Source organism: Bradyrhizobium sp. HKCCYLRH1034 (assembly GCF_051168375.1).
Lineage (GTDB): Bacteria > Pseudomonadota > Alphaproteobacteria > Rhizobiales > Xanthobacteraceae > Bradyrhizobium.
The window spans coordinates 312055-336613 of record NZ_JBNPUW010000004.1; the positions used below are offsets into that span (position 1 = coordinate 312055).

General features: G+C 64.6%; 24 protein-coding genes. 10 read left to right on the forward strand and 14 right to left on the reverse strand.

Features of this window, described 5'->3' with window-relative positions; genetic code table 11:
- Positions 1-714 precede the first annotated feature (714 nt).
- Positions 715-948, forward strand: a complete 234-nt coding sequence (locus ACQR0W_RS11740) for a DUF2171 domain-containing protein (protein ID WP_315751727.1) — start codon at positions 715-717, stop codon at positions 946-948.
- Positions 949-983: 35 nt separating this feature from the next.
- Here the strand turns inward: ACQR0W_RS11740 and ACQR0W_RS11745 are convergent, their stop codons facing one another.
- Positions 984-1565 carry a DUF488 domain-containing protein gene (locus ACQR0W_RS11745; RefSeq protein ID WP_316170441.1) on the reverse strand — a complete coding sequence of 194 codons (582 nt, stop codon included), beginning with the start codon at positions 1563-1565 and terminating at the stop codon, positions 984-986.
- On the reverse strand, positions 1562-1798 hold the full coding sequence (locus ACQR0W_RS11750; protein ID WP_315712256.1) for a DUF2945 domain-containing protein: 237 nt from the start codon (positions 1796-1798) through the stop codon (positions 1562-1564). Before ACQR0W_RS11750 ends, ACQR0W_RS11745 begins: the two co-directional genes overlap by 4 nt.
- Positions 1799-2021: 223 nt before the next feature.
- On the opposite strand from ACQR0W_RS11750, the gene ACQR0W_RS11755 reads away from it, so the two are divergent.
- On the forward strand, positions 2022-2309 hold the full coding sequence (locus tag ACQR0W_RS11755; protein ID WP_315712254.1) for a hypothetical protein: 288 nt from the start codon (positions 2022-2024) through the stop codon (positions 2307-2309).
- On the opposite strand, the gene ACQR0W_RS11760 is transcribed toward ACQR0W_RS11755, so the two are convergent.
- Complete coding sequence (locus tag ACQR0W_RS11760; protein WP_410051827.1) at positions 2282-2791, reverse strand: CPCC family cysteine-rich protein; 510 nt, start codon at positions 2789-2791, stop codon at positions 2282-2284. The genes ACQR0W_RS11755 and ACQR0W_RS11760 overlap by 28 nt on opposite strands.
- A 185-nt stretch (positions 2792-2976) precedes the next feature.
- Here ACQR0W_RS11760 and ACQR0W_RS11765 point away from each other — a divergent pair, with 185 nt between their 5' ends.
- Positions 2977-4518, forward strand: coding sequence for a hypothetical protein (locus ACQR0W_RS11765; protein ID WP_316170442.1), 1542 nt, complete (start codon positions 2977-2979; stop codon positions 4516-4518).
- Positions 4519-4629: 111 nt separating this feature from the next.
- On the opposite strand, the gene ACQR0W_RS11770 is transcribed toward ACQR0W_RS11765, so the two are convergent.
- The 4 genes from ACQR0W_RS11770 to ACQR0W_RS11785 form a co-directional block, all read right to left on the reverse strand.
- Positions 4630-4875 carry a hypothetical protein gene (locus ACQR0W_RS11770; RefSeq protein WP_316170443.1) on the reverse strand — a complete coding sequence of 82 codons (246 nt, stop codon included), beginning with the start codon at positions 4873-4875 and terminating at the stop codon, positions 4630-4632.
- 2 nt (positions 4876-4877) lie between these two features.
- Entirely contained in the window at positions 4878-5246 is a 369-nt protein-coding gene (locus ACQR0W_RS11775) for a hypothetical protein (RefSeq protein ID WP_316170444.1), read from the reverse strand.
- 154 nt (positions 5247-5400) lie between these two features.
- Positions 5401-5661, reverse strand: a complete 261-nt coding sequence (locus tag ACQR0W_RS11780; RefSeq protein WP_315712249.1) for a hypothetical protein — start codon at positions 5659-5661, stop codon at positions 5401-5403.
- A gap of 108 nt (positions 5662-5769) precedes the next feature.
- A complete protein-coding gene (locus ACQR0W_RS11785; RefSeq protein WP_316170445.1) occupies positions 5770-6027 on the reverse strand; it encodes a hypothetical protein in 258 nt (85 codons plus the stop codon).
- Between the two features lie 206 nt (positions 6028-6233).
- Here ACQR0W_RS11785 and ACQR0W_RS11790 point away from each other — a divergent pair, with 206 nt between their 5' ends.
- The gene (locus ACQR0W_RS11790) at positions 6234-6728 is read left to right on the forward strand and encodes a phosphatase domain-containing putative toxin (RefSeq protein ID WP_316170446.1); all 495 of its coding nucleotides are present in this window, start codon (positions 6234-6236) and stop codon (positions 6726-6728) included.
- A 314-nt stretch (positions 6729-7042) separates the two neighbouring features.
- Here ACQR0W_RS11790 and ACQR0W_RS11795 read toward each other — a convergent pair whose 3' ends face one another.
- Complete coding sequence (locus ACQR0W_RS11795) at positions 7043-7807, reverse strand: metallophosphoesterase (RefSeq protein ID WP_316170447.1); 765 nt, start codon at positions 7805-7807, stop codon at positions 7043-7045.
- Between the two features lie 212 nt (positions 7808-8019).
- Here ACQR0W_RS11795 and ACQR0W_RS11800 point away from each other — a divergent pair, with 212 nt between their 5' ends.
- Together ACQR0W_RS11800 and ACQR0W_RS11805 are read left to right on the forward strand one after the other, a co-directional pair.
- On the forward strand, positions 8020-9066 hold the full coding sequence (locus ACQR0W_RS11800) for a hypothetical protein (RefSeq protein WP_316170448.1): 1047 nt from the start codon (positions 8020-8022) through the stop codon (positions 9064-9066).
- A 25-nt stretch (positions 9067-9091) separates the two neighbouring features.
- On the forward strand, positions 9092-9244 hold the full coding sequence (locus tag ACQR0W_RS11805) for a hypothetical protein (protein ID WP_316170449.1): 153 nt from the start codon (positions 9092-9094) through the stop codon (positions 9242-9244).
- A gap of 4 nt (positions 9245-9248) precedes the next feature.
- On the opposite strand, the gene ACQR0W_RS11810 is transcribed toward ACQR0W_RS11805, so the two are convergent.
- The gene (locus ACQR0W_RS11810) at positions 9249-10250 is read right to left on the reverse strand and encodes a hypothetical protein (protein WP_316186926.1); all 1002 of its coding nucleotides are present in this window, start codon (positions 10248-10250) and stop codon (positions 9249-9251) included.
- A 114-nt stretch (positions 10251-10364) separates the two neighbouring features.
- Positions 10365-14141: a vitamin B12-dependent ribonucleotide reductase gene (locus ACQR0W_RS11815; protein WP_316170451.1), complete on the reverse strand. Its 3777-nt coding sequence runs from the start codon at positions 14139-14141 to the stop codon at positions 10365-10367.
- A gap of 818 nt (positions 14142-14959) precedes the next feature.
- Between ACQR0W_RS11815 and ACQR0W_RS11820 the strand changes: the two genes are divergently transcribed.
- Positions 14960-15853, forward strand: a complete 894-nt coding sequence (locus ACQR0W_RS11820) for a DMT family transporter (protein WP_316170452.1) — start codon at positions 14960-14962, stop codon at positions 15851-15853.
- Here the strand turns inward: ACQR0W_RS11820 and ACQR0W_RS11825 are convergent.
- The 3 genes from ACQR0W_RS11825 to ACQR0W_RS11835 form a co-directional block, all read right to left on the reverse strand.
- The gene (locus tag ACQR0W_RS11825) at positions 15850-18108 is read right to left on the reverse strand and encodes a CHASE3 domain-containing protein (RefSeq protein WP_316186927.1); all 2259 of its coding nucleotides are present in this window, start codon (positions 18106-18108) and stop codon (positions 15850-15852) included. The genes ACQR0W_RS11820 and ACQR0W_RS11825 overlap by 4 nt on opposite strands.
- Positions 18109-18230: 122 nt before the next feature.
- Positions 18231-20549: a CHASE3 domain-containing protein gene (locus ACQR0W_RS11830; RefSeq protein WP_316170454.1), complete on the reverse strand. Its 2319-nt coding sequence runs from the start codon at positions 20547-20549 to the stop codon at positions 18231-18233.
- 456 nt (positions 20550-21005) lie between these two features.
- Positions 21006-21668 (reverse strand): BA14K family protein, encoded by a 663-nt coding sequence (locus ACQR0W_RS11835; protein WP_315751713.1) that lies wholly within the window; start codon positions 21666-21668, stop codon positions 21006-21008.
- A 164-nt stretch (positions 21669-21832) separates the two neighbouring features.
- On the opposite strand from ACQR0W_RS11835, the gene ACQR0W_RS11840 reads away from it, so the two are divergent.
- Positions 21833-22243: an NADH:ubiquinone oxidoreductase subunit NDUFA12 gene (locus ACQR0W_RS11840; protein ID WP_315712239.1), complete on the forward strand. Its 411-nt coding sequence runs from the start codon at positions 21833-21835 to the stop codon at positions 22241-22243.
- A gap of 88 nt (positions 22244-22331) precedes the next feature.
- On the opposite strand, the gene ACQR0W_RS11845 is transcribed toward ACQR0W_RS11840, so the two are convergent.
- A complete protein-coding gene (locus ACQR0W_RS11845; protein ID WP_315751712.1) occupies positions 22332-23030 on the reverse strand; it encodes a DJ-1/PfpI family protein in 699 nt (232 codons plus the stop codon).
- A 144-nt stretch (positions 23031-23174) separates the two neighbouring features.
- Here ACQR0W_RS11845 and ACQR0W_RS11850 point away from each other — a divergent pair, with 144 nt between their 5' ends.
- Positions 23175-24116, forward strand: a complete 942-nt coding sequence (locus ACQR0W_RS11850) for a GlxA family transcriptional regulator (RefSeq protein WP_315755639.1) — start codon at positions 23175-23177, stop codon at positions 24114-24116.
- 72 nt (positions 24117-24188) lie between these two features.
- Positions 24189-24518, forward strand: coding sequence for a hypothetical protein (locus tag ACQR0W_RS11855; RefSeq protein ID WP_316186929.1), 330 nt, complete (start codon positions 24189-24191; stop codon positions 24516-24518).
- Positions 24519-24559: the final 41 nt, after the last annotated feature.

Consider the following 24559-nt stretch of genomic DNA (forward strand, 5'->3'; position numbering starts at 1 on the left):
AGAAGATAAGCAGGCGGCAGTCACCACAGGTTCAGCCGAGGCATCCCGGCATTCCCCGCGCGATGGTTTTCACGCTTATGTCGCGATCTCCCCGGTGTCCGGCTTGTTAGCCACCGTCGCACGGCGCGATCATCATCACCACCGCACTTGGCGCCAGCTTCGGGGCGCCAGGACCACGCGTCTTCACGTCCGCAAGCGTGCCGTTCGTCGGCGGGCCTCAAGCCCGCTGCGGCACACTCACAGCCACCGCATCTCCGGCCCACGTCTCGTGACGATCGCGATGCACCCCTCTCGGCGGGCCGGGATGGGCGTAGACAATCATGATTTTTGAAAAAGCGAAAGTGATTTATTTTTCACCGAAGGACTGGACAGGCCAGATCAGCTTGAGGCCGCTGATGAAAATGGCCTGTCGGCGCAGGCGGATTTTCGCGTCAAGGCCAGCCGACGGGTCCGCGCCGAGGCGCAGCCCGTGCCAGGATCCGCGGCACTCCAGAATTCTCGTGCCGCCCTGGATTGCTTCGTCGCCTTCGGCTCCTCGCAATGACGAGAGTCCGTAGGGCGGGGTTTGGCGCAGCCGTAACCGCTGCCTGCGGAGGAATGGCGGATCACGCTGCGCTGATCCGCCCGACGGCTAGGTACGCGGACGGAACAGTTCGGGCACCCCGCCGGTTGAGGCAGTTTCAGACCCATCATCAGCCACGAAGGAGACGCGTCATGCAGGACATCAGGGAACACATGGAAGTCATCGGCGCCGACGGCGTGCATGTCGGCACCGTCGACCGCGTCGACGGCAACCGCATCAAGCTGACCAGGAAGGACAGCGGCGAGGGCAGCCACAAGGGGCATCATCACTTCATCGACAAGGGTCTCGTCGCCGAGGTCGAAGGCGACAAGGTGCGGCTGTCGGCCATCGGCGCCGTCGCGGTGACGATGGAGGAGGAGACCTAGCCTGCGGAGCGCGTCGGCTGCGCGCGAGTTGCGTGTCATTCGTTGTTCGAGCCGGGATAGGTCAATCTGTCGCCGGCTCGCACCGCACCCTCAGATAACGTCGCCGCACGAACCTCGTCGTGGCCCATGAGATGATACACGGCGCGGCCGGCATCGATCAGGTAGTCGGCGACGATGCGACGATGACAGCGCCACCACACCGCCTCCGCGCACATGATGGCCGTGCGTTGCGCGGCCGACACGGTCAGCAGGCGATCGAAGCCGCGCCGGAAGTCATTGGACAGGGCGTAGTCAGCGTAATGATGGAAGCTCTTGTTGGTCCAGAAGCCGTTCGTGTCCGGTGAAATGCCGCTCGTCTTGCGCAGGCCGCCGAGCTCGGCAATGCGCAGATGGCCGATCTGATGGCGCGCGAGCTCGGCCGGCAGCACCTCCGAATTGTACTGCGGGTTGGTCCGCGAGCGCGGGATGCGCCTGATATCGACGACGAGCTGAACCTCGCCGGCCCGCAACAGCGTGACGAACTCGGCGATCGTCCGCGTGGAGTGCCCGATGGTGAAGACGGGAAGCGCGTCGCGCGCCCGTGTCATTGCGGTCTTGGCGGGTGAGTGCTCGGTCATCCCTGCGAACCGCGAGCCTCATCGCCGCTCACCCTGGTCAAGGCGCTCTCCTTGTGAGCGGCGATGTGGTCGCTCTTGTCGCTCTTGATCTCGTATTGCGGAGAGTCCTTGCTGGCGCGGTGACGATAGCCCTTGTAGTCGAAGTCGCGCACATGCACCGCGACGATGCGTCCGGTCACGCGGCCGGCCTCCGAGTTCCAGGAGACGTGGTCGCCCTTCGCAAACTTGGTCATCTGTCTGCTCTGTAAACAGCCGCGATCCGCACTTCACCCAGGAACGGCTCAGGCAAAGGCATGTTCCATTCATCGCTGGTCAATCCGCTCCGGCGAGCCGCGATTGCCTAGTCCCGCGGGATATCTGATCCAGATCAATCCGCAGCCGCCCGCGACCTTCAGAGTGCTCCTGTCGAGGTCGCGGCCGGATGGTCGATGTGACATGCAAAGGGAGAGCTGTTCCATGCGTACTTTTGCCTTCATGATCATCTTGCTGGCGTCAGTCAGCCTCAATCCCTTGTTCGCTCAGGGGCAAGGAAAACCTTCCCCCAATCCCGCGGAGACCAAAGCGAGTTCAGGCGTGCCGGCAAGAGAGAAGGGGCAGTCGACCAGCGAACGTCAGAAGCAGCACACGCTGCATCGGATGGGACCCGGCATCGATTGGGACCACCGTAAGGCAGGTCGCGACTGGAAGATCTCTCCTCAGCGCGAGAAGAACGACGCTCATGGCAAACGAGACGGAGCGAGCTGAACGGCTCGTTCCCTGCGACATGACGCTAGCGCTCGGTGCTCGCCTGCGATCGCTATGCTGGCGTGGTGGCATCCAGCGATGACAACATCCGGCGTCTCCCGTCGGGCCGATGACGGTCCCGCATCGTGCGACGAGCTAGCGTTCGCCGTCCGCCGGGGGAGACGGACGCACGCACGATGCGCCGCCTCCGAGGCGCCGAGGGTCTTGAAATTGGCGCGTGCCTCGGTCAGCGACAGCGCTCCATTGGGACCACCCCGGACGAGGTCGGCATCGTGGTCGTCCTGGCCGTCGTCCTCCCAATAGCAGACCGGGCAGATCTCGAACCCGCCGCGCTCACCCAGGGTGAGGAAGCGGCAGCACGGGCAGCGATAGCGCACCTCCGACGGCGGCTCGGTGACATCGCGATACATCAGGGCGTGATGATGCGAGTCTGAAAGACCTGCGTCAACGGCGAGCCGTCGGCGGGCCAAGCAGCGCGCCATCTTTGCGAAAGCGATGCATTCGTCATAACAACTATAGGTTGATATTTTGATCGAGATGGGGGCAAATCATCCTCGCCGAATCCGCGAGGCAAGCCTCACGCAGCGTTTCGCGTGGCTTCAGAGACGTGGCGTTTGGCCATCGTTCAGTCCCGACCAACTGGATTTCAATCACCAAGGAGTTTTGCATGCGCATTGGCTTTGCATTGTCGACCCTCTCCGTCGTCGTGGGATCGTCCGTTCTCGGCTGGGGCCTGACCGCGCCGCACCCTGCGCAGGCGTTCCTGGAGGACATCTGTATCCCGCGCGTGAAGGAAGGCTTGAGGAATTGTCTCGCGCCGGCCAGCGCGTGCCGCAATCCGGCGGAGGCGCTCAACCGGGGCTGCCTGCTCGAGGCGGTGCAGTTCGCCGTCATTCCGCCCGGCCGCAGCATGATCCACGCCGACTCGACCTATTTCATCGCCCAGGCGCTCGGCTATCGCGCCGACGTGGCCTATTGGATCGCCGCCTACAACGAGAATTCCGACTACGCACAATATGCGCCGATCGACCAGTGCGGCGGGCAGGCGACATCGACCAATTCGGGCGCCAGCTACATCACCGCCAAGTTCAACGGCTTCCAGCGCACCAACAACACCACCGACGGGCCGCTGTATCATTACCTGCTGAACTTCTCGCCGAACGGGCAGGGCACCGACGTGCACGGCGCCAGCGGCGTGCAGGCGGTGTATCCGTTCCACTATCCGCCGCCCGGCTATCCCGTGACCATCGACAGCGTCTATCAGGGCACGCTGTACGATCTCCGGCAATGGGCGATGAAGCCCGACGACGGCCCGGGCCTGCTGTGCACCGCCGGATATACGGTGCCGAACGGCTCCTCGAACTTCAGCGGCCCGCAATGCCTGGCGAACGTGCCGATCAGCGGCAACGTGCCGCTGCTGGAGAACTACGCCATCGGACCGGCCATCAACATCACCTCGGGACCGAAGGTGCTCGACAACAGCAACGGCGTCGTCGACTACACCCAGCTCAAGTCCTGGCTGGACGACAAGAGCCGGACGACCGGCGTGCTGTTCGACGATCCCAGGAAGTCGCCGGTGCCGGTGCAGATCGCCCGGATCGGGCTCTATCTGCACTCCCTGCAGGATGCCTCGTCGCATGGCACCTTCTGCGGCGACGACGCGCCGTCGCCGCCGGGCGGCTCGGATGTCGGCAGCTACATGGCCATGAGCTCCGGCAGCATCAAGCTCAGCTTCGGCACCTATTGCGCCACTGGGCCGCATCTGGCGAGCCACGTCCAGGAGACCGGCACCGGCGACGCCAGCCTGCCGCTGCGCGACTATGTGGCGCTGAACAACACCGTCGACGAGCTGATCCTGTTCGGCAACAACGTCGCCAAGCCGCGCGGCTGGATCGTCAACCCGAGCCTCTTGCCGCCGAACGTCGTCGGGGCCAAGAGCGCGGCCGGTGACAGCGCTGCCGATTTGAAGTCGCGCCTCGTCGGCCGCATCGTGCAGGGCAAGCAATGGTCCCGCGCCGAGGTCTACAACTCTGGCGTGGTCACCCTGCCGCTGCAACGCACCGACGCCCAGGACCGGCTGAACACGATGAACGCCGCGCTCGGCGCCTATTCGAAGCGGCTGCTGGCCGCCAACCCCAAGCTGACCCCGCTGCGGCCAATGCCGGGCAATTCATTCGACCCGAACGACAAGTCGGTGTGTTTCAAGTAGCGCCGTAGGGCAGGCAAAGCGCCGCCGCAAGGCGGCGCGTGCCCACCATTGCGAACCGCCCCTACGGGGCTGTCCGGCTCATCCGAGCCTCCTGATGTTTCGTGCGCCGCTTCAGGGGGATTCCGTCGTCGAGAGCGTCTTCCAGAGCAGATATCCGCCCAGCACGATCAGGATCATCGGCATGAGCGGCAACGGCAAGGCAAGAAGATCCCACAGGCCGGCCGCAAGAATGATGACCCCGATGACCACGCCGAACCTGTCGACCTTTAGGCTCCGTTGCGTCCGCACCATCTGTGCGCCCAGGATGAGGATGCCGACGCCCACCAGGAACCAGCCCCAGGGAAGCCCTGCGAGCATGACTACGCCGAGCCAGATGAAGAATACGGCCCAAGCGGCTGAATCGATTTGACGGTGCGGATCGGGCGCGTCGTGGGATGGGACGAGAGATGCTTGCGAGTCGGCCATGATACTGCCTCCGCTTCTCTGACGATGACAGCTTGATGCGGATTCACTTCGACCCTGTTGATGCAGGTCAACCAAAGCGCGCGGGAAGCGCGTGGTCGTGTCCACAGCGTGGCGCCCGCAAAGCGCACGCCCGCGAGCACGACCGCCTCGTCTTCTAGGAGATGCACGCCGAACCGCGCCGCCTCGGCGCGCGCCAGCTTCAGCTCTTCGGGAAAGGTGCGGTGATCAAATTCATGGTTGCCCATCACCATGACGATCGGCACGCCATGATGTGGAGGTTCATGGCGGGCGGGGAGGTGGAGCCCAGGGCTCGCTGCGTAGGGCGCGTTAGCGAAGCGTAACGCGCCGATCTGGTCGAGCGGCGGATTACGCTCCGCTCATCCGCCCTACGCTTGCTAACGCTCCTGGTCCGGCTGATCAGCACCATCCCTTCTTCCAGTGGCCTGGCGGACAGTGATGACCGCGCCAACCCACCTTTCGGCCGCGACTCCAGCCGAAGGCCCGGTGACCGCCGCCGCGGCCCCAGCCGTGACCATGACCATGGCCATGACCGCCTCTCACCTCGATGAGATCAGATGCGCCGCGATCGACCTGAAGGGGAGCGCGAGGCAACGCGCTGGCGGGCACGATCAGCGCGGTTGAAATCGATGTTGCCAAGATGAAGATCGCTTTGCGCATGTGACTCCCTCGGATGTCTGGAAGATGAACTGAGAGGCTTACGGCTTTTCTGTGTCTTCAAGCGAAAGGGGGGGCCGAGAAGCGGGATCGTTCCCGTTCGCGCGCCCACTACTTCCTATGCGTGCTGGAGCCGGTGGTCGTCATGCGCTGGCCAGGAGCGCTCTCGGAATGCCCCGGGCCGGCGGCGGTGTTGCTCTGATGACCGGGCGCGTACTCCGAAGCGCCGGGCGCCGTCGACGGCTTGCTACGCTGCATCTGCTGACCGGGCGCTTTCTTCGACGCGCCGTGCGAACTTGCGCCGGTCTCTGCGGCGAACACAGGCGAAGCGGCGAACAGAGCCGCCGTCAAGACGATTGCCATCTTCATGAACGAACCTCCTTCGTTGTTGGGTTCGTAGCAAACTGCGGCGTGTCGGCGATCGTTCCGCTGCTCCGGGAAATCCTGGGGATCGAGTAGCGGACGCGGTATGATGTTCGGGGGCCTGAGAGTGCATCCGTCTCGGCAGCCGCGATCCCGGATGTCGCTCTCGCTCATCCGGGTTACGAACGCTCATTCATGACAGGACCATCACCATGTCCCGCCTGCACCGGATCGACCTGCCCACCGCCGGCCGCCTCGCCATCGCGGCGCGGCCGCGGGCGGAAGACTGGCTGGCGGACGACATCGGCGCCTGGAAGGGCGAGGGCGTCGCTGTCGTCGTCAGCCTGTTGGAGCCGGCTGAGGTTCATGACCTCGGCCTGCAGCGCGAGGCCGCGCTGTGCCAGTCGCACGGCATGGCCTTCGTGTCATTTCCGATCCCCGACCGTGGTCTTCCTGAGAGCCGCAGCGTAGCGTTGCGGCTCGCACACGACCTCGCCGCGCGGCTGACGGACGGCCAGACGGTCCTGATCCATTGTCGCGCCGGCATCGGCCGCTCCGCCGTCATCGCGGCCTGCGTGATGATTCGGCTGGGCATTGATGGAGCTGAGGCCTTCGACCGGATCGCCGCCGCACGCGGCGTGCGCGTGCCGGATACGGAAGATCAGCGGGAGTGGGTGAGGACGTTCGAGCGCAAACAGATCGAGTAAAGTGCAGCGTCACTGTAGCTCCCGCTACGGCCGATGCCGGGGAATTCGTTCGCGGCGGGCGACAAGGCGGTGTGCTTCAAGTAGCGCCGGAGGCCGAGCCGGCAGAAGGGTGCGTGTTCTCTCCCCACGTCATTCCGGGGCGCGCGCAGCGCGAGCCCGGAATCCATACTCACAGGCCGCGGGGCTGGGCACACATCGCCGCGGCCTGCATCTCGCAACTCATAGCCGCTCGTGCTTATGGATTCCGGGCTCGCGCTTTCGCGCGCCCCGGAATGACGGAGGAGAGAGCCTGCCCAGCCACGCCGAGCAGGCGACTACACCTCCACCACCAGCTCCGGATCGAAATCCGGGTTCTCGCGGCCATAGCCGTGCGGGTTGCAGATCACGCGGGTGGTGCCGACGCGATAGTCCGAGGGCGTGTGGATGTGGCCGTGGATCCACAGTGCCGGCTGGGTGGCGAGGATCAGCCCGGAGAGGTCGGAGGCGAAGGCGGCGGTGGTCAGGTCGTTGTGATAGCGCTCGGCGACCGAGCCCCAGCCGGGGGCGTGGTGGGTGACGACGACGGTCGGGCCGTCGTACGGCGTCTCCAAGAGGCCCGTGAGCCAGGTGCGCGATGTCAGGTGCAGGCCGAGCGCCTCCCGCGGCGTGAACCGCAGCCACGGCTCGTCCTGCCAGATGATGCAGCGGTGGTCGTGCATCGTGTCCCCGCAGGCGGCCATGGCCTCCGCCTCGCTGCCGGGGCCGAAGATCGCATAGTCGGTCCACAGCGTGGCGCCCGCAAAGCGTACGCCCGCGAGCACGACCGCCTCGCTCTCCAGGAGATGCACCCCGAACCGCGCCGCCTCGGCGCGCGCCAGCTTCAGCTCCTCAGGGTAGGTGCGGTGATAATATTCATGGTTGCCCATCACCATGACGATCGGCACGTCCTCCGCCACGATCTCGCGCAGCCGCGCAAACCCGTTCACCGCCCCCTCGCAGACATCGCCGGCGACCACGACCACATCGACCCCGGGCAGCGCCTCGATCGGCTTGATGTCGGCCATGTCGGCGTGGAGATCGGAGAAGATGTGGAGGTGCATGTGGGAGAAGGGGTAAGCCCAGGCATCGCCGCGTAGGGCGCGTTAGCGAAGCGTAACGCGCCGCTCCGGTCAAGCGGCGGATGACGCTGCGCTGATCCGTCCTACGCTTGCTGCGTCGACTTTAGGCCGAGCGATGCGCAAGCGTATTCTGCACCTTGCGGTTGCTTCTCACGTTGACTTATCGTCAGATTAAGACGCAAAGGGAGAGATTCGTGCCGATCTACGAGCTAGACAACAGGTCTGTTACGCCACTCACAGAGATCACGTTCGCATCCAAGAACATACTCGAACAGGATATTCAGATAGCTCTAAGGTCGCATATTCAGGCGATTGCGCCGGACACGATGGTCCTAGCCGAGGAGTTTGGCGATTGGGCTGATTCATGGCGCAGTATCGATCTTCTCTGTTTGGACAAGGAAGCCAATCTTGTTGTGATTGAACTCAAGCGCACCGAAGATGGTGGCCATATGGAGCTTCAGGCTATCCGGTATGCGGCCATGGTTAGCAACATGACATTTGCTGACGCGGTAGCTGCGCATGATAAGTTCCTTAAAAAGCGTGGCCTGGATGGCGCCCAGGCCGACAATGCCATCCTGACCTTTTTGGGCTGGGAGGAGCCGCGGGGGCAACAGTTTGCTCAAGATGTGCGCATTATCTTGGTCTCTGCGTCATTCTCTAAAGAGATCACGACAACTGTGTTGTGGCTCAACGAACGCGATTTGGACATTCGATGCGTGAGAGTTCGACCATACGAGTTGAACGGAAAAGTCTTGATCGACGTTCACCAAGTCGTGCCATTGCCCGAGGTCGCCGAATATCAGGTCCAACTCCGAAGGAAAGCCGCTGAGGAGCGCAAGAGTTCAGTCGGAGGCCTCGACTGGACGCGGTATGACCTACAGATCGGCAATGACGAGTACACGAAGCTCTACAAGAGGGCGCTATTTCTCGCTTCAGTGAAGGGTTTTGTTAAAAGCGGGGTAGCTGTTTTACAATTGCAGCAGGTGCTGCCTTCCAGTAAATTTTTGTCCGTCCCAGGGCAGGTTGATGGGCCCGAATTTAGGAAAGCCGCCGCCGAGATGCGGACCCCGTCGGGAGCGCCGTACGACCTGAAAAGGTTCTACACCGACGACGGGGATCTCTTCTTTTCAGATGGAAAAACGTGGGCATTGAGTAATCAGTGGTCCATCGACTTTCTTCCGCAGTTGGATCAGCTCATAGCGAAATATCCAGATGCTAAGATAAGTTACAGCGCCGCTTAGCCACAAGTATTTGGCGTACTAGGGGATGCGTAACGCGCGATCCCGTCTCGCCAACATCGTCGGCGACCACGACCACATCGACCCCGGGCAATGCCTCGATCGGCTTGATGTCGGCCATGTCGGCGTGGAGATCGGAGAAGATGTGGAGGTGCACGTGATTGTGATAGCCAAAGGCTAGGAAATCAGACCGGATTTTTGGCGGCAAGATCAATGGCGATCTTGGCGTTTTGTTCAGGCATGAGATATGAAAAAGTATTCAAAATATACCTTGGTCCGTCCACGCCTACGAGTCTTTGACGAGACGTCTCAACGATCAGGCTATCAACCCCTTTTAGGGAGTATTCGAGCGCTAGTACATTATCTTTGAATCTCACGTTCAAAGCGGACGAGGGAAATACCAAACCGAATGCTTCGACGCTGGCGATGTCCTTGACTGCAGTATCAAGCCTCTCTTGGGTTAGATGCGGCTCAGTGTTGGTTATGAGTAGAGTGGGGACGCCATCCTCTCGGTACAAAAAATGCGCAAATCGCGTTCTATCTCTTGAATGTGTTGCTGCTGCGATCCCCCCGCCCATTGGCACGATTGACCATGGTTGGAACTCTTTGGGGTGCCAGCGTACTTTCAGGTCGTTCAGTTCTTCCTCGGCGAGAAAATGCATCTGCTCGGGAAGCACAGATGAAGCCAATGAGACAAGTCTTGGATCGACACCCATCCGATAGACATAGTCTATCAGCATTGCCGAAACCAGCTGGTGGTGTGAAACGTCAAGCGCGCTAAAAAGTTTAGCGAAGGGATCTCTAAGCGAGAGTTCGTTATAGAACTGATGTACTCCAAACTCCCCTGCGGAAACTGAGCGATGCAATCCACCAAGGAAGGCAAAAGAGCAAGCTGATGCACAGAAGCCAGGCGCTCGGCGCCAATGGCCATATTCATCGGGCTGGCTTTGTCCAACCTCAGTGTCGAATTTCAGCTGCCGAACCAGTTCTCCGAGCTTGATGCCTCCAGATAAGCTGCCGCCTGGGGAGTGAAAACGTATTGCCGGTCTACCTGGGTTGTGGGTGTGGCCGAAACTGTCGAGGAATGCTCGCAAATTGTCGGCGGTCGTATCTGTTATGACGCCTTCGGCAGCAATCCATTCGCATCCGGCTAGATTTCCCCCATTGTCGCGCAGATCAAACCTCATTTCATCCGACGGATTCATATGTGTCGCGATGCCTCAAAGGGGGATAGTAGCTCGAAAGGCGGCCCATGGGCCGCCTTTCGTCTTCAACGCTTGATCAAACAGCAACTGCCGGCTTCACGAACACCCCGTCGTGCTTCCGCACGTATCGCACTTCATGCACGTGCCGTTCCGCACCAGGGTGAAGTTGCCGCACTCCGAGCACATCTCGCCTTCGTAGCCCTTGGCCTTGGCTTCGGCGCGGCGTTCGGCCTTGGAGGCGCCTTGCGCGTTGGCCGTGCCGGCCTTGCTCCATTGCAGGGCCTCGAGCTTCTCGGTGGGCGAGAGGTCGTGCTGCGGCTCCTGCTTCAGGGCGACGGCGCCGTCGAGGGAGTCGCCGGCGCGGGCGTGGGAGAGGGCGGTGAGATTCACCCCACCCCGATCGGAAGCGGTGCTTCCGATCGACCCTCCCCCTGCAGGGGAGGGGGACGAGGAGCCGCCGCGCATCACCACGAGGTTGTCGGTGCGGGAGCGGGTCAGGCCGCGCGAGACGTATTTCGTGGCCTGCTGGCTCGGGCCGTCCTCCGACGGCTTGCCTTCGTCGACGCCGCGGCCGAGCGCGTCGAAATTGCTCTCGGAGGGGTCGACATGGGCGAGGTCGAAGCGCGACATGTAGCTGACGGCGAGCTCGCGGAACACGTAGTCGAGGATCGACGTCGCATACTTGATCGAGTCGTTGCCCTGCACGGGACCGGCCGGCTCGAAGCGGGTGAAGGTGAAGGCGTCGACATACTCCTCCAGCGGCACGCCGTACTGGAGGCCGAGCGACACCGCGATGGCGAAGTTGTTGATGAAGGAGCGCAGTGCCGCGCCCTCCTTGTGCATGTCGATGAAGATCTCGCCGAGGCGGCCGTCGTCATACTCGCCGGTGCGCAAATACACCTTGTGGCCGCCGACGACCGCCTTCTGGGTGTAGCCCTTGCGGCGATCCGGCATCTTCTCGCGCTCGCGCATCACGACGATGCGCTCGACCAGCTTCTCGACGATCTTCTCCGAGACCTGCGTGGCGCGCGCCGCCATCGGCTTGTCGTAGAAGGACTCGACCGCATCGTCCTCGTCGTCATCGTCGGCGATGAGCTGCGAGTTGAGCGGCTGCGACAGCTTCGAGCCGTCGCGGTAGAGCGCGTTGGCCTTCAGCGCGAGCTTCCAGGACAACAGATACGCCGCCTTGCAGTCCTCGACCGTGGCGTCGTTCGGCATGTTGATGGTCTTGGAGATCGCGCCCGAGATGAACGGCTGCGCCGCCGCCATCATGCGGATGTGGCTCTCGACCGAGAGATAGCGCTTGCCGATCTTGCCGCAGGGATTGGCGCAGTCGAACACCGAATAGTGCTCGGCCTTCAGATGCGGAGCACCCTCGACCGTCATCGCGCCGCAGATGTGCACGTTGGCGGCCTCGATCTCGCGCTTGGTGAAGCCGATCGCGGTGAGCAGGTCGAAGGTGGGGGCGGCGATCGCATCAGTGGTGACGCCGAGCTGCTTGACGATGAAGTCCTCGCCGAGCGTCCACTTGTTGAACACGAACTTGATGTCGAACGCGGTTGGCAGCGCCTTCTCGACCTTGGCGATGGCCTCGTCGGTGAAGCCCTTGGCCTTCAGGGTGGTGGCGTTGACGCCGGGGGCGTTCGACAGCGAGCCGTGGCCGACCGCATAGGCCTCGATCTCGGCGATCTCGCTCTCGCGATAGCCGAGCACGCGCAGCGCCGCGGGCACCGCGCGGTTGATGATCTTGAAGTAGCCGCCGCCGGCCAGCTTCTTGAACTTCACCAGCGCGAAATCAGGCTCGATGCCGGTGGTGTCGCAGTCCATCACCAGGCCGATGGTGCCGGTGGGGGCGACCACGGTGACCTGGGCGTTGCGGTAGCCGTTGGTCTCGCCGAGCGCGAGCGCGTCGTCCCAGGCCTGGATGGCGTGGCTGACGAGCGAGACCTGCGGGCAGTGGGCGTGGTCGAGCGGCACCGGGGCGACCGAGAGCGCCTCATAGCCGGTCGCCTCGCCGCGCGCGGCGCGGCGATGGTTGCGGATGACGCGCAGCATGTGCGCGGCGTTCTTCTTGTAGCCGGGGAAGGATCCGAGCTCGCCGGCCATCTCGGCGGAGGTCTTGTAGGCGATGCCGGTCATGATCGCCGAGAGCGCGCCGCACAGCGCGCGGCCTTCCTTGGAGTCGTAGGACAGGCCCATGGTCATCAGCAGGCCGCCGATATTGGCATAGCCGAGCCCCAGCGTGCGGAACTCGTAGGAGAGCTCGGCGATCGCCTTCGACGGGAACTGCGCCATCAGCACGGAGATCTCGAGCACGACCGTCCAGAGCCGGCAGAGATGCTCGTAGGCGCCGACGTCGAAGTGCTTCGTTTCCGTATTGTAGAACGTCAGCAGATTGGCCGAGGCCAGGTTGCACGCGGTGTCGTCCAGGAACATGTATTCCGAGCACGGATTGGACGCGCGGATGTCGCCGGACGCCTTGCAGGTGTGCCAGTCGTTCATCGTGGTGTTGAAGTGCAGGCCGGGATCGGCCGAGGCCCAGGCGGCGTGGCCGATCTTCTCCCAGAGGTCCCTGGCCTTCAGCGTCTTGACGACCTTCTTGTTGGTGCGGCCGATCAGGCTCCAGTCGCCGTCGGTCTCGACCGCGCGGAGGAAGTCGTCCTTCAGCGACACCGAGTTGTTGGAGTTCTGGCCGGAGACGGTCAGATACGCCTCGGAATCCCAGTCCGTGTCGTAGATCGGGAAGTCGATGTCCTTGTAGCCCTGCTTGGCGAACTGGATGACCCGCTTGATGTAGTTGTCGGGCACCAGCGCGCGGCGCGCGAGCTTGATCTCGCGGCGCAGGGCAGGGTTCTTCTCGGGATCGAAGCAGTCGTCGCCGGAGCCCTCGCAATTGACGCAGGCCTTCATCACGGCCTTGAGGTGCTTCTGGTTGATCTTGGAGCCGGTGACCAGCGCCGCGACCTTCTGCTCCTCCTTCACCTTCCAGTCGATATAGGCCTCGATGTCCGGATGGTCGGCGTCGACCACCACCATCTTGGCGGCGCGGCGCGTCGTGCCGCCCGACTTGATGGCGCCGGCGGCGCGGTCGCCGATCTTGAGGAAGCTCATCAGGCCGGACGAGCGGCCGCCGCCCGACAGCCGCTCGCCTTCGCCGCGCAGCCGCGAGAAGTTGGAGCCGGTGCCGGAGCCGTATTTGAACAGGCGCGCCTCGCGCACCCACAGGTCCATGATGCCGCCGTCATTGACGAGGTCGTCCTCGACGCCCTGGATGAAGCAGGCGTGCGGCTGCGGATGCTCGTAGGAGGACTTCGACTTGGTCAGCTTGCCGGTCTTGTAGTCGACGTAATAGTGGCCCTGGCCGGGGCCGTCGATGCCGTAGGCCCAGTGCAGGCCGGTGTTGAACCATTGCGGCGAGTTCGGCGCGACCATCTGCTTGGCGAGCATGACGCGGAGCTCGTCATAGAACGCCTGCGCGTCCGCTTCCGAGGAGAAGTAGTTGCCCTTCCAGCCCCAATAGGTCCAGCAGCCGGCGAGACGGTCGAACACCTGCTTGGCCGAGCGCTCGCTGCCGTAGCGCTCGTTCTCAGGGAGAGCGGCCAGCGCCTCGGTGTCGGGCACCGAGCGCCACAGCCACGACGGCACGCTCTCTTCCTCGACCTTCTTCAGCTTGGCGGCTACGCCGGCCTTGCGGAAATACTTCTGCGCCAGCACGTCGGAGGCGACCTGCGACCAGAACTCGGGGACCTCGACATTCTCGAGCCGGAACACCACGGAGCCATCCGGATTCTTGATCTCGGACGTGGTCAGGCGGAAGTCGATCCCTGCATAGGGCGACTGTCCTTCGGTGGTGTTGCGCCGTTCAATCCGCATCGCGAGCCCCAATTGTTCTTGCCGGACCGCGTTGTTGGCGGCCGGGATCATTGCATCCAAGGGCGGCGGCTGGAAGTCCCCGGACGCTGCCGGAAAATTCGTCTGCCGCCGCAGTTCAACCGGTTGCCCGGTCCGCATCTGTTCAGCCTCGAAGACGAAGGCCTTGCGCCGTTGTCCGGCGTCTCGCCCCGTCTTCCTACGCGGCGCGTGCAGCCCGTCCGCTGCCCGCACCGTCCGTTCTCAACGCGTCACTCCCGCCGTTCTGCTCCGTCGTCCCTGCAGGGGAGGCCCCACATCTAGTGGGTTCCCCGTCGGGGCGCGTCGGCGCAGCGATGGTCTACAGGGCAGACGGCGACCCACGCCCGCTGCCGTGGCGACGGCGGCGTGGTCGTCTTCGAACCCTCTCGAGGGAAGCGGCCGGCCAGACCCGAAACATGACTGTGCGCCGAACCGGGCCGGAAGCTAGGACGACTCCGCTTCCCACGTCAAGGACTAGTGGGGGTTCCCTAACCAAACACTAAATATGGGGGAAAGTACGGGATAACCAGGGCGTGTGCCGGTATCGTGATGGCCGTAACTATCGGCGAGTCCTCGCGGATTCGAAACCGAAAAAATTTGTGCCGCAGGCTGTCCACAGGGCTTCGTCCCGCTGTTCACAGGGGCAGATTTATTCGCGTGCCAATGACGTGTTTCGCTTGCATCAGCGGGACTCACGGGCGCCTACGGAGCGTGCGCGGGGCAGGCATGCCCCACAATCCCTGGTGTGGCCGGGAAAACGCCGGCAAGCTCATCGTCCCACGGACGGCGCCGGTGATTCCATGACAGACAAGCCAGTGGCCAGCGGGCGGATCACGCCCGCCGGGCTGATGTTCCTCGCCATCACCTCGCTCGGCTGGGGCTTCAACTGGCCGGTCACCAAGCATCTGGTCGGCGTGCTGCCGCCGCTCACTCTGCGCGGCACCACCGGGGTGGTGGGGGCGCTGCTGTTGGCGCTGCTGGCCGTCATCCGCCGCCAGAGCCTCGCCGTGCCACGGGAGGTCTGGCCGCGGCTGATCCTGGCCGGGATGCTCAACGTCACCGCCTGGATGGTGCTGATGGGGCTGGCGCTGCTGTGGCTGCCGGCGAGCGAGGCGGCGCTGATCGCCTACACCATGCCGGTGTGGGCCTCGCTCTTGGCCTGGCCGATTCTCGGCGAGCGGCCGACGCTGTTGCGCGTGCTCGCGCTGGTGCTGGCGTTCGCGGGGCTGGCTTCGATCATGGGCAGCAACGGGCTCACCGCCAGCCGCGACAAGCTGCCGGGCATCCTGATGGTGCTCGGCGGCGCGTTCGGCTTCGCGCTCGGCACGGTCATGGCCAAGAAGCTCCCGATCAGGCTGCCGCCGCTGTCGGCGGCGGCCTGGCAGATCGGCATCGGCTGCGTGCCGATCGTGCTCGTGGGCTTCGCGGTCGAGCATTCCGACTGGACGAAGCTGGATCAGCTCGACTGGGCGCTGATGTTCTATTCCACCGTGATCCAGTTCTGCGTCGCCTATGTCGCCTGGTTCGCGGCGCTGTCGCGGCTGCCGGCCTCGGTGGCGGCGATCGGCACCATGGCGGTGCCGGTGATCGGCGTCCTGGCCTCCGCGATCGCGCTGCGCGAGCCGCTCGGGGCAGGGCAGGTGGCCGCGCTGGCCTTCACGCTGGCCGCGGTGGCGATGGCGACCCGCGGCTAACGCCAGCCGGCCGCCGGCTTGCCGTCCAGCGCCTGCCGCACCATCTGCGCGAGCTCGGCGCGGCGATAGGGCTTGGTCAGCAGCAGCGCGTCCGGCACGAGCTGCCGGTTCTCGACCATCTCATCGCCGGTATAGCCGGAGGTGTAGAGCACTGGGAGCGCGGGGCGCGTGGTCATGATGGTTTCGGCGAGCTGCCGGCCGCTGATGCCGCCGGGCATGATGACGTCGGTGAACAGCAGGTCGAAGGGCTGGTTCCGCGCGGCGATGGCCAGCGCCTCCGAGGCCTGCGAGGCGACGAGGGTGGTGTAGCCGAGGCCCTGCAACTGCGCGAGCACGAAGTCGCGCACCAGCGGATCGTCCTCGACCACCAGGATCGTCTCGCGGCCATGCGGCAGCGCCTGCTCGTGCTCCGTCTCGATCTGCTGCGTCGCCTGCGCCGCCGGCAGATAGAGCCGGATCGTCGTGCCGCGGTTCTGCTCGCTCTGAAGCTTGACGTGGCCGCCGGACTGCCTGACGAAGCCATAGACCATGCTGAGGCCGAGACCGGAGCCCTTGCCGGCATCCTTGGTGGTGAAGAACGGCTCGAAGGCGCGGTCCTTCACCTCCCGCGGCATGCCGCTGCCGGTGTCGCTGACCGCGACCATGACGTAGGAACCGGGCACGATGCCGGGATTGGCCGCTGCATGGGCCGCGTCGAGCGTGGTCTTCGCCGTCTCCAGGAGCAGCCTGCCGCCATCGGGCATCGCATCGCGCGCGTTGATCGCCATGTTGACCAGCGCGTTCGCGAGCTGCGCGGAATCGACATGGGCGATGAGATCCTCGTCGGCAAGAACGGTCCTGATCTCGACCTGCTCGCCGAGGGTCGGCCGCAGCAGCTTGGCGATGTCCTCCACCGTGGCGTTGACGTCGATGTCGCGCGGACGCAGCGGCTGCTTGCGGGCGAAGGCGAGCAGATGCCGGATCAGCTCGGTGCAACGATCGGTGGCCCTGCCGATCAGGGCTGCGAACTCGGCCGCCGCCGGCCGGTCCTGCACCGCGTCGATCAGGACCTCGATCGACCCGGTGATGATCGTCAGCATGTTGTTGAAGTCGTGCGCGACGCCGCCGGTGAGCTTGCCGATGGCATCGAGCTTCTGCGCCTGCTGCAGCAGGCGCTCGGTCTCGTGCACGTCGGTGACGTCGTGATACACCAGCGCGGCGCCGCTGATCGCGCCTGCGGAATTGCGCAGCGGCCGCCCGCTGACCATCAGGCGAAACTGCGGCCGGCCGTCGGTCGGCTTGACCACGACCTCGCGGCGGTCGAACGACAGCCCGCACAAGGCGCGCGCGATCGGGAGCTCCTCATCGACGATGCGGGTGACGGCGTCGCTCTCGTAGAACTGGTTGGCGGCCTGCATCTCGGCGAAGGTCTTGCCCACATTCGTTCCCAGGAAACGTCCCATCGCCTGGTTCGACAGCATGATCGTGCCTTCGGGATCGACGACGAGGACGCCCTCGGCCATGCTGTTGAAGGTGTTCGTGAGAATGGCGGAGAAGCGGCGCAGCGCGTCATAGGCGGCGGCGAGATCGCTGCGCTGCTGCACGGCCTGGGCTTCCAGCGAGGTCGCGGTCTCCCGTGACCGGGTGAGGGACGAGCGCAGCGCCCGGTCGGAAAGATGAGCGCGCCGGACGAGATAGGCCGACATCAGGAGCAGCAGGCCGACGCCGGCGAGGTCGATCGCCAGTAGCCAGGATCCGGTTCGTCGCGAGATCGTGGCGCGGTCCGCCAGCAGCCGGCGCTCCTCATCGGTAAAGGCGTCGAGCGCCTGGTTGATCGTCGTCATCGCCGCCGGACCGGCCGCGCTCGCCGCCAGCGCCTGCAGGCCGTCGCGATCGTTCGCCGCGTGGCGACGGATCAGCTCGCCGGCAAGCTGAATGCGCCGCTGCACGATGCCATAAATCGATCGCAGCCGCTCGCTCTGCGAGGAATTGTCCCGGACGAGCCCTTGCAGGTCCGCCCAGGCCGCAGGAATAAGTCCACTCGTCGCCTGAAACTCTGCGATGAACCGGTCGGCTCCGGACAATGCGAAGCCGCGCGAGGCGGCTTCTGACTGTCGCAGCAGGGCGCGGAGCTCGGAGGATTTCTCCAGCACCTCCATCGTGTGCTCGACCAGGGCGGTATCGTTGCGCGCCTTGATGTCCAGTCCCGTCGACGCGGCGCCGATCGCGAGCAGGGTTCCAAGGCCGAGCCCGATCACCACCCGCCGACGGATCATCGGTGGCCTCCAATGGCGCGGGATGCCGTCGCGTCCTGCCAATTGCATGGGGTAGGTTTCCATTGGAATTTGTGGCGCCCAGATCCGTGACGATCGCAGTTCCGATCCGCGCGATGGTCAAGTCAGGAGAAGTGAGCGCGCGTCGGTGCGTCCTCGGAAAAGGCGTTCTCGGCCAAGGCATCATCGGCCAAGGCGTCATCCACGGGGCCTGCCAGCGCCAGCCGCACCATCTTGGCGAGCTCCGACTTGCGATAGGGCTTGGTGAGCAGCAGCGCAGCCTGGTCGAGGCGACCGTGCTCGACCATCGCATTGTCGGTATAGCCGGACGTGTACAGCACCTTGGTGCCGGGCCGCTGCCGCAGCGCCTCCTCGGCGAGCTCCTTGCCGTTGACGCCGCCGGGCATGATGACGTCGGTGAACAGGAGATCGAAGCTTTGGCCGGAGTCGATCTTGGCCAGCGCCTCGACCCCGGTCGATGCGGTGATGGTCTTGTAGCCGAGGCTCTGCAACTGTGAGACGACGAAGTCCTGCACCAGTGGATCGTCCTCGACGATGAAGATGGTCTCCTCGCCGCGCGGCGGCGGGGGCTCGGGCGGAGCAGGGCTCGCAGCCTGTCCCTTGGGCACAGGGATGTAGAGCCGGATCGTGGTGCCCCGTCCTTCCTCGCTGTAGATCTTGATGTGGCCGCCGGATTGCTTGACGAAGCCGTAGACCATGCTGAGGCCGAGGCCGGAGCCCTTGCCGGCTTCCTTCGTCGTGAAGAAGGGTTCGAAGGCGCGGTCGCGGACCTCCGGCAACATGCCAGTACCCGTGTCGCTGACGGCGACCATGACATAGGGGCCGGGCGTCACGCCGGCGTTGGCTGAGGCATAGGCCTCATCGAGCTCCACCCTGCGCGATTCCAGCAGCAGCTTGCCGCCATTGGGCATCGCGTCGCGGGCGTTGATCGCCATGTTGACCAGCGAGTTGGCGAGCTGCGCCGAATCGATGTGCGTGATCAGCGTCTCCTCTTCGAGGATCGAGTTGATTTCGATCTGCTCGCCGAGGGTCGGACGCAGCAGCTTTGCGATGTCGAGAATCGTGCTGTTGACGTCGCTGTCGCGCGGATGCAGCGGCTGCTTGCGGGCGAAGGCGAGCAGATGCCGGATCAGCTCGGTGCAGCGGTCTGCCGCCTGTCCGATCAGCGCCGCGGTCGCCGCGGCGGCGGGGCGGTCCTTCACCTCGTCGGCCAGCGTTTCGATGGTGCCGGTAATGATCGTCAGCATGTTGTTGAAGTCGTGTGCGACGCCGCCGGTGAGCTTGCCGATCGCATCCAGCTTCTGCGCCTGCTGCAGCAGCCGCTCGGTCTCGTGCGCCGTGGTGATGTCGTGATAGACCATCGCCGCGCCGGTAATGCCGCCCGCGGCGTCGCGCAGCGGGCGGCCGGAGATCATCAGCCGCAGCGTCTCGTCCCGGTCGGGCCGGTAGACGATCAGCTCGCGGCGGTCGAAGCTCTCGCCCCGCAACGCTCGCGGCGTCGGCAGGTCGTGTGCTGCGACAGGCGTCACGCCGTCGCTTTCGTAGACGCGGAGGCGCGCGCGGACGTCGGCCAGATTCTTTTCCGGGCTGTAGCCGAGCAGATGTTCGACCGCGGGGTTCGAGAATACCACCGTGTCCGTGGCATCGATGACGAGCACGCCCTCTGCCATGCTGTTGAACGTGTTCTGCAGGATCTCGGCGGAATGGCGCAGCTTCTCATGGGCGGCGATCAGGTCGAGATGCTGTTGCTCGGCCTTTTCCGCCAGCGAGTTGGCCTCGGCTTCGGAGCGGACCAGCGACGCGCGCAGCGCACGATCGTGGAGATAGGTCCGCCGGATGAGGTAGAAGGCGATGATCAGCAGCAGCGCGAGACCGCACAGGTCGATCGTGAGCAGCAGCGATCCGGTGGATTTCGACGTCATCGAACGCTGCGTCAGCAGCTTGCGCTGATCGGCAACGAAACGGTCGAGATGGGCCGTGATCTCGCTCATGGTCGCCGGCCCTTCGGCGCGGCTTCTGAGGGCTTCGAGCCCCGCACGATCCGAGGCGGCGTGCAACCGGATCAGCTCCGCAGCGAGCTCGACCCTGCGGACAATCAGGGCTTCGGTCTCGGTCAGAAGCTTCAGCGGTTCGGGATTGTCGGCCACGGCGCGCCGCAGCTCGGCCATGGCGACCGGAATTCTCGTGCTGACATCGGCAAACTCCGTCCTGAACTGATCGTCACCGACGAGTGCGTAGCCGCGAGAGGTCGCTTCCGCTTCGCGTAGCAGCAGACGCAGATCGGAGGTCTTCTGCAGGATGTCGAGCGATGAATTCACCCAGGCCGCGTCGTGGCGCGACTTGATGTCGAGCGCCGTGGACGCGGCGCCGATCGCCAGCAGCGTTCCAAGACCGAGCCCCAATGCGAGGCGCTGATAGGTCATCTGCGTTTCTCAATCATCGACATGTCCGCCAGCTGGGCCGGGGATCATCGCGGCCAGCCCCATGCATCCGAGTTTCGATGCAGCTGCGTCCAAGCAGTGAAGATATGTCGGCAAGGCGCGCCTCCTTGTTCGAAGTTCTTGGCGCGTTCGCGGGCGGCAGGCCCAAGCTGCTCACCCGCGGCGTTTGCACTGCGCGAGTCCCGCGAAAATCCATGTGTCCATCAACTGATATCAACCAAGCCTGCGAAGCGGCCAAACGGGCAGAATCACGAGCTCAAACAATATTGGACCGAAACGGGACGATCATCTGCACGTCGCGGGGCACATTTTGGAATATGGGCGAAAATCGGCCTGCAACGTGGCGCATTAGACACAGAACAAACAACAATACGGCACGAAAAAGGCGGCGAGCATAGGCTCGCCGCCCTCTATTGTCGCAGCTACTATGTCAGACTCTTACGGACATGGATGGCGAAAGCCATCATAGCCGAGATAGGTTCCCGAAGCCGGATCATACGAGCGGTACCTGCGTGCGCAGTAGCTCGGGTCGACGCCTTCGGTTCCAACGATGGCGACAGGCGCGGAGTCGTCATAGTACGAGTAGTCGGAGTAATAGTCGGGCCCGTAATAATACGGATCGTTGTAGTAGGCATAGCTGCTGCCCAATCCGATCCCGACGCCAACGCCGACACCCGGCCAGAAGCCGCCGCCGCGGTGATGCCAGCCGCCACGGTGACCGCCCTGCCAGCCGCCGCCACTCCAATTGCCGCCGCTCCAGTTGCCGCGGCCGCCACCCGTGTTGACGGCGACGTTGGCGCCGGCCGCCGGACCGCGACCCGCCAGCGCTGCGCCGCCAACGGCTGCGCGTCCGGCGAAGCTGCCGCCGCTCATCCCGGCGCCACCCGGGCCCGCCGCAAAGCCGCCGCGTCCGCCGCCGCCGATCGCTCCGCCGCCGCCACCACCGATGGCCGCGCCACCGCCCCCGCCGACGGCGGCACCACCACCGCCCGGACCACGACCGCCGCCGCCGGGACCCTGGGCAAAGCTCGTCGTCGCTGCCGCCAGCGGCAGAATCAGCGCCACTGCCGCCGCAGTGCTCCATCTCTTCAGTCTGGTCATCGCTATCGCTCCATCAGGGGGGAAAGTGACCTAACCGCAGGCCGCGGATGTCGTTCCCCGCCGCGAACCGATACATCGTCGCGGGCGGAGGCGGTGCAACACTGGACAAGATGCGGGCGGGGTGGCATCAGAACCGGGACCTTCACAGAACCGGCCCCAAGCCCATGAAACAGTTCTTTCTAAAGCTCTTCACGTGGTGGAACGGCCAGACTTTCGGCACGCAATTGTGGACCTGGCGCTTCGGCGAGCTCGTGGGGCAGGATGCACAGGGCAACCGCTATTATCGGACTGCCGGCGGCAAGATCGACCCGGTGCTGCATTTCGAGCGGCGCTGGGTGATCTATAACGGCCTGGCCGAAGCCAGCCGTATTCCGCCCGAATGGCACGGCTGGATGCATCATATGGTCGACGTGCCGCCGACTCAGGAGGGCTACAAGCCGCGCGAGTGGGAAAAGCCGCATGAGCCGAACCTGACGGGGACTGCGCTGGCGTATCGCCCGGCCGGCTCGACCTTGGGCAGCGGTCGCAGGCCAAAGGCCACCGGTGATTATCAGCCCTGGACTCCTGGCGGCTGATTCGATTTCGCTCGAGATGACCCGATCGGAAAAGGCCGCCCCGAGCTCCGGGCGGCCTCTTTACGGTCGGGAGCCTGCCAAGCCTGCGCTACGCCGGGTTGGTCTTGAGGGCGGCCGCCGCATGCTCCGCCGCCTCGATCCGCCGCTTCCGGAACGGTGCGATCCGCTCCAGCATCCGTGACACCACCTCGGGCGGCGCCGTGTCGGGGGATCCAGCGGTGAAAGGGGGCGCCGGATTGTATTCGAGTCTGAGCTGGATTGCCTCCGCTGTCTGACGATCGACCAACTGCGCCACCAGGGTCAGCGCGAAGTCGATGCCGGCCGTGACGCCGCCGCCGGTGATCCGGTTGCGGTCGATGCAGACGCGCTCGGTGCTGGCGGTTGCTCCGAACAGCGGCAGGCACTCGCGCGCGCTCCAATGGGTTGCCGCGCGATAGCCATCCAGCAGGCCGGCGGCGCCGAGCGCGAGCGAGCCCGTGCACACCGAGGTGACGTACCTTGCTCCTTCGGCCTGGCGGCGGATGAAGCCGATGACCTCGGCGTCATCGAGGATGGCGTCGACGCCGAAGCCGCCGGGAATGCAGATCACGTCCGCCTGCGGACAGTCAGCGAAGGTGGTGGTCGGCATCAGTGTGAGGACCGAGTCGGTCGGAATCGGCTCGATCCTCTTCCACGCCAGATGCAGTGTCGCCCCCGGCACGCTGGAGAACACCTGCACCGGACCGGTGAGATCGAGCTGGGTCAGATGTGGAAACAGGACGAGAGCGATCGAGAGCGGTTGGGCCATGGCGGTGCTCGCAGGTGTGGTGCTTGACGGCGGGCATTCTGCATGGTCCGCTGGATGGCGCATATGCCAAAGTTCCCTCGTTTCCGGACGGGCTTGGGATTTCACACTTGGGCTCACGGACTTGGGCTGACGGAGCCATCCACCATGATCGGCGTGCTCATCTACCCCGATTTTCAGTTGCTCGACGCCGCCGGACCGATCTCGGTGTTCGAGATCGCTTCGCGTTATGCGCGCGCCGCGCCATCGATCAGGGTCGTCGCCGCCACGCCCGGACCCGTGCGGTCGTCGTCAGGGGCCGAAATGCTGGCGCGCAAATTCGGTCCGGTGTCGGCGCTGACCACGCTACTGATCGCCGGCGGCGAGGGCGTGGAAGCTGCGAGCCGCAACGCATGCACGCTGAACTTCGTTCGTAAGGTCGCGCAGCGCGGCACCCGTCTTGCCAGCATCTGCTCCGGCGCCTTCGTGCTGGCCGAAGCGGGCCTGCTGGACGGGCGGCGCGCGACGACGCATTGGCAGCGCACGCGGCAGTTCCTGCGCGCCTACCCCCATGTGAAGCTCGAGCCTGACAGCATCTATGTCCGCGACGGCAATGTCTGGAGCTCGGCTGGGATCACTGCCGGCATCGATCTCGCGCTTGCCATGGTCGCCGACGATCACGGCGAGGAGATCGCGCAAAAGACGGCACGGCAGCTCGTGCTGTATCATCGCCGCAGCGGCGGGCAGTCGCAGTTCTCCTCGCTGCTGGAGCTGAAGGCGCCGAGCGGCCGCTTTGCGGATCTGCTCACCTGGGCGCGGGAGCACCTCGATGCCCCGCTGACCGTCGACGATCTCGCCGAGCGTGCCGGCATGAGCACGCGGCATTTCACCCGCGCCTTCGTCGCCGAGACCGGCACCACGCCGTCGAAGGCGATCGAGCGTCTGCGGCTGGAAGTGGCGCGCGATCGGGTGCAGGCCTCGCATCAGCCGATCGAGCTGGTGGCGGAAGCGACCGGCTTTCGCGATCCTGAGCGGATGCGTCGCGCCTTCATTCGCGCCTTCGGCCAGCCGCCGCAGGCCCTGCGGCGCGCGGCACGCGTCACCACCTGACCTGCATCAGTGGACGAGGAGCCGCGGGCAGAGATCCTCGTCGGCAATTGAAGCAATTTAAAGTTGTATAACATGCAGGATGCGCTCATAGTGAGCGCATTGCCACTGTTCATGGAGGATACGATGCGCGTATTGCTTTACCTGATTTTATTCGTTGCTGCCGCGGTCGGCGGTCTCGACAGCGCTTTTGCGGCGAAGGCCGAACTCACCGGAATGTGCGTCTGCAAGAAGGGCGGCAGCGTGCTGAGCACCTATAGCGAGACGCAATGTGTGAAGAACGATCATGCGGGCTGCACGTCGGTGAAGGTGGCCTGCGTGAACGCCAATGCCGCCGCATGCCGCACGGCCGGCGGCGCGATCTCCCAGTCGACCAAGACGTGCAGCGTCGGCGCCAAATGCTGAGCAACTGATTTTATCAGCTTCGCTCGGACGGTTCCGAACGT